The organism is Stenotrophomonas sp. DDT-1 (assembly GCF_001580555.1).
Classification (GTDB): domain Bacteria; phylum Pseudomonadota; class Gammaproteobacteria; order Xanthomonadales; family Xanthomonadaceae; genus Stenotrophomonas; species Stenotrophomonas sepilia.
In genome coordinates, this window is the sequence record NZ_LEKR01000083.1 from 1 (window position 1) to 4,799 (window position 4,799).

General features: G+C 68.3%; 4 protein-coding genes. 1 reads left to right on the forward strand and 3 read right to left on the reverse strand.

Annotation, left to right across the window (positions count from 1 at the left end):
- The coding region (locus AB839_RS20775; protein WP_156476711.1) for a Clp protease N-terminal domain-containing protein at positions 1 to 1,000 on the reverse strand (1,000 nt) is incomplete at its 3' end.
- A gap of 181 nt (positions 1,001 to 1,181) precedes the next feature.
- On the reverse strand, positions 1,182 to 2,003 hold the full coding sequence (locus AB839_RS20780; RefSeq protein ID WP_061480771.1) for a DUF3014 domain-containing protein: 822 nt from the start codon (positions 2,001 to 2,003) through the stop codon (positions 1,182 to 1,184).
- A 170-nt stretch (positions 2,004 to 2,173) separates the two neighbouring features.
- On the opposite strand from AB839_RS20780, the gene AB839_RS20785 reads away from it, so the two are divergent.
- On the forward strand, positions 2,174 to 2,884 hold the full coding sequence (locus tag AB839_RS20785; RefSeq protein ID WP_061480772.1) for a glutathione S-transferase: 711 nt from the start codon (positions 2,174 to 2,176) through the stop codon (positions 2,882 to 2,884).
- A gap of 165 nt (positions 2,885 to 3,049) precedes the next feature.
- Here AB839_RS20785 and AB839_RS20790 read toward each other — a convergent pair whose 3' ends face one another.
- On the reverse strand, positions 3,050 to 4,660 hold the full coding sequence (locus AB839_RS20790) for a hypothetical protein (RefSeq protein WP_061480773.1): 1,611 nt from the start codon (positions 4,658 to 4,660) through the stop codon (positions 3,050 to 3,052).
- Positions 4,661 to 4,799 lie beyond the last annotated feature (139 nt).

Here is a 4,799-nt window from a genome sequence, read left to right on the forward strand (position 1 = left end):
GGAAGCGGCGCTCCAGCGCAGCGTCCTTCTCGATGTACTTGCGGTATTCGTCCAGCGTGGTCGCACCGATGCAGTGCAGCTCGCCGCGTGCCAGCGCCGGCTTCAGCATGTTGCCGGCATCCATCGCACCGTCGGCCTTGCCGGCGCCGACCATGGTGTGCAGCTCGTCGATGAACAGGATGATCTGGCCTTCGTTCTTGGCCAGGTCGTTGAGCACGCCCTTCAGGCGCTCCTCGAATTCACCGCGGAACTTGGCGCCGGCGATCAGCGCGCCCATGTCCAGCGACAGCACACGCTTGCCGCGCAGGCCTTCGGGCACTTCGTCATTGATGATGCGCTGGGCGAGCCCTTCCACGATCGCGGTCTTGCCCACGCCGGGCTCGCCGATGAGCACCGGGTTGTTCTTGGTCCGGCGCTGCAGCACCTGGATGGTGCGGCGGATTTCCTCGTCACGGCCGATCACCGGGTCGAGCTTGCCGCTCTCGGCGCGCGCGGTCAGGTCGATGGTGTACTTCTCCAGCGCCTGCCGCTGCTCCTCGGCGTTCTCCGACTGCACGTTCTCGCCGCCGCGCAGCTTGTCGATGGCCGCCTGCAGGCGGGTCTTGTCGGCACCGGCGGCGCGCAGCGCCATGCCCAGCGTGCCGCCGTCGTCCAGCGCCGCCAGCACGAACCACTCGCTGGCGATGAAGGCATCACCGTGCTGCTGGGCCAGCTTGTCGGTCTGGTTCAGCAGGCGCCCCAGGTCATTGCCCATCGACACGTTGCCGGCCTGACCGGACACCTTGGGCAGTGCGTCCAGCGCCTCGGTCAGGCGCTCGCGCAGCACCGGCACGTTCACCCCGGCCTGGGCCAGCAGCGGGCGCGTGCTGCCACCCTGCTGGTCCAGCAACGCGCTGAACAGGTGGACCGGTTCGATGATGCTGTTGTCGCGGCCCACAGCCAGCGACTGTGCGTCTGCCAGCGCCTGCTGGAAACGCGAGGTGAGCTTGTCCATCCGCATTGCGAATCCTCATCGGTCATCAGGGCCGGCCCGCGCCGGCGATGCTGGGAAGATGCGGCTGCCCCACCCCGTTTCAAGGGTGGCTGCGACTGCACCCCGAGGCCAGTCAGCCTGCGGCCAGCATGCCGGAACGGGTGTGGTCGGCGCGTTGATCCCGATCAGTTCGGCGCAGTGGACCGGTTCAGCGGGTGATCGCAGAGCGGAGCGCCCGCAGCTGCTGCTTGACCGCCCGCGCCTGCGTGGCGTCCATGCGCAACAGCGCCTTCTGCCCGATCGAGCGCGACTGCAGGGTGGGATCGACAAAGCGGTAACGGCCGCGCTCATCGCGCTGCACCAACGGCGCCTGCGCTAGTTCCGGGGTCTCCAGCAGATGGTCGATCACCGCCACCAGACGGTCGTTGAAGTAGCCCTCGGGCCGGCCCAGGTCGACGTAGGCCTGCTGGATCAACGGATAGAAGCGCTTGTACGCCGTAGCCGCTGCCGCTGGATCCAGCGCAGTAAAGGCCTGCACATAGGGCGCGTAACGTGCCGAGTTGCTTGCCGCGATGCGTTCCCCGCCCTCGCCAGGCTCGACCTGCAGGTTGCCCGGCAGCGGCCGTGCGGCCAGCGCCGTCGGCGGCACGCTTGGTTTGTCCAGGTTGTCGACCTGGGTGACCAGGCGCTGGATCAGGTGATCGCGCAGCAGCAGGGTCATCGGGCCCTCGCCCTGGAACAGCTGGCTCAATGCACCCCAGGCAGCCGTATCGCTGTCAGCCAGCTTCGGTAGCGCCGGATCAGCCGCGGCCTCGGTATCCAGCGGATGCTTGATCGTCGGTGGCGCTGGCGCGGGTTCCGCGGCCGCCTGCGGTTGTGGCGGCGCGCTGGTACTGGCGGGGGGCGATTGCACCGGCACCGAGACACCGTCTGCCAGGCTCTTCAGCTGATCGCGGAACAACCAACCGCCCGCGCCGCCGATCACCACCACACCCAGCACCCAGGGCCATACCGCCTTTCCACTCTGCATGATGCAGCACCCTCGTTTCACACGCATGGAGAAGGTGTGACCCCACCGGTTCCAGCCGGTTCCCCGCCTGTTCCGCTGCCGTTCGGCTTCGGCCCGCGCCAAAGCCGCGCTCACGCCTGCTTTGCGTGCCGCGCGCGAGGCTGTGGGCCTTGTCCTGCGGAGACACTGCCATGCAGTACGCGCTGTATTACTGGACCGGCATCCAGGGCCGGGGCGAGTTCGTGCGGCTGGCGCTGGAAGATGCCGGCGCCGACTACATCGACATGGCGCGGGTGCACGGTGATGCGGTGATGCAGCCGTTCCTGGAGGGCCACAGCGAAGGCCCGCAGCCCTTCGCGCCGCCGTTCCTGAAGGCCGGTCGCCAGGTCATTGCGCAGGTTGCCGCGATCCTGGACGTCCTCGGCCCGGCGCTGGATCTGGTGCCGCAGGCCGCATCGCGGCGGATGCAGGCGCTGCAACTGCAGTTGACCATCGCTGACCTGGTGGCCGAAGTGCATGACACCCATCATCCGATCGCCGCATCGAAATACTACGAAGCGCAGAAGACCGAGGCCAAGGCACGTGCCGCGTCGCTGCGCAGCGAGCGCCTGCCGAAGTTCCTGGGCTACTTCGAACGGGTGCTGGCCGCCAACGGTGGCCGCCATGCACTGCGCGAGCATTCGTATGTGGACCTGTCGCTGTTCCAGCTGCTGAGTGGGCTGGACTACATGTTCCCGCGTCGCATGCAGGCACTGGCGCCCACACTGCCCCTGCTGCGCGCGCTGCAGGCGCGGGTGGCGAAGCGGCCGAACATCGCCGCCTACCTGGCCTCGGAACGGCGGCTGGCGTTCAACACGGATGGCATCTTCCGCCATTACCCGGAGCTGGACGCCGAGCGGTAGTGCTGGCCGCTGGCCGGCAGAGCGGGCTGTGAGCATTCGCCGCCCGCAACACGCCCCTGTAGAGCCGAGCCATGCTCGGCTCAGAGCAGCCGAGCGCAGGCTCGGCTCTACATAGCACCAGAAGTGGAAGAAGCGGTAGCGCCGGGCCATGCCCGGCGTCACCGGTCAATGATCGGTGCGATCACCCAGCGGCTTCACCGGCTGCTTCTGCAGCGACAGCAGGCCCAGCAGCAGCGCCAGGGCCACGTAGGCACCGGCAAACTGCACACTGATGATGCGCGCCAATCCTTCCAGCTCCCACGGCAGGTAGATGCCGCCGCGCGGATCCACCGAGTGGATCAGCCCGAACAGGGTCAGTACCGCCGCCACCAGCAGGAAGCCGCAGGCACGGCGCAGGCGGCCATCGACCATCGCCGCCACCGCCGAAATCCACAGCATCGAGGTGATGATGAAGCCGTTGCCGAGGGTGAAGATCACCGCCAGCTCCGGCAGGCCGTGGCCGTCGAGCTTGGTCAGCAGCTGGGGCAGCTGATCCGGTGCGATCCAGCCGGGTGCCTTGATCGCCAGCAGGTAGGCCACCGAAGGCAGGAAACCGAACACCATCGCGCCGGTATGGTGGCGCGGCGTGGCCTGGAAGGCCTGGGTGGTGATGTCGATGGCCACGTATACGATGATCGGTGCCAGCACCGCCAGCGGCAGCCACTGCACCAGCCCGGAGATGATGCCGAGCATGCCGCCGATGCCGACGAACAGGCCGGTCAGCAGCGTATAGCCGCTGCGCGCGCCCATGTGCTTGTACGCCGGCTGGCCGATGTACGGCGTGGTCTGCGCGACGCCGCCACAGACGCCTGCCACCAGCGTAGCCACCGCTTCCACCAGCAGGATGTCGCGGGTGCGGTAGTCATCGCCGGCCGCACGCGCGCTTTCAGACACATTGATGCCGCCGACCACCATCAGCAGGCCGAACGGCAGCAGCAGCGGCAGGTAGGTCATCGCAGTGGGCAGGCCGTCGAGGAAGCCCAGCGTCGGCAGCGGCAGCACCACCTGCGGCGGCACCCACTCCGGCACATGGAATCCCGGCGCACCCAGCCCGGCCAGGCCCAGGCCGTAATACAGCACGGTGCCGAACACGAAGGCCAGCAGCACGCCCGGGCCACGCACCGGCAGCTTGCCCTTGGCGATCAGCACATACAGCAGCAGGCCCAGCGTGGTGAAGCCGACCAGCGGCGAGCGCAGCGTTTCCAGCAGCGGCAGCAGGCCCATCAGCACCAGCGCGATGCCGGCGATGGAACCCAGCAGCGCGGCACGCGGCAGCGCGCGGGTGACTGCTTCACCGAAGAACGACAGCACGAACTTGAGCACGCCCATGATGACCAGCGCCGCCATGCCCAGCTGCCAGGTGGCGATGCCCGCCGCGTGCGGGTCCATGCCCTGCTGCTTGAAAGCGATGAAGGCCGGGCCAAGCACCAGCAGGGCCATGCCGATGCTGGTCGGGGCATCCAGGCCGAGCGGCATGGCGGTGACGTCGTCACGGCCGCTGCGCGCGGCCAGCCGGCGTGCCATCAGGGTGTACAGCAGGTTGCCTATCAGCACGCCGAAGGCCGTGCCGGGGAACATGCGGCCGAACACCACGTCGGCGGGGAACTGGAAGATCCCGACCAGGGCCATGGCGATGAAGCCGAGGATGGAAAGGTTGTCGACGACCAGGCCGAAGAAGCCGTTGAAGTCGCCGGCGACGAACCAGCGGCGCGGTGCGGCGGAAGCGGGAGCGGACATGGAAGGGGCGGTGGGGGTGGGGACCGCCGATGGTAGGCCCAGCGGGGCCTGGGCGCCAATTCCGCGGTGGAATGATGGGTTCCAGCCAACGGCGGGGCCCCTCATGGCTGGGCGCGGGTAGAGTCGACTGTTACTCGAC

Bases quoted from the DNA above. Each gene is read 5' to 3' on its own strand.
- AB839_RS20780 (WP_061480771.1), bottom strand. From the start codon at position 2,003: ATGCAGAGTGGAAAGGCGGTATGGCCCTGGGTGCTGGGTGTGGTGGTG.
- AB839_RS20785 (WP_061480772.1), top strand. From the start codon at position 2,174: ATGCAGTACGCGCTGTATTACTGGACCGGCATCCAGGGCCGGGGCGAG.
- AB839_RS20790 (WP_061480773.1), bottom strand. From the start codon at position 4,660: ATGTCCGCTCCCGCTTCCGCCGCACCGCGCCGCTGGTTCGTCGCCGGC.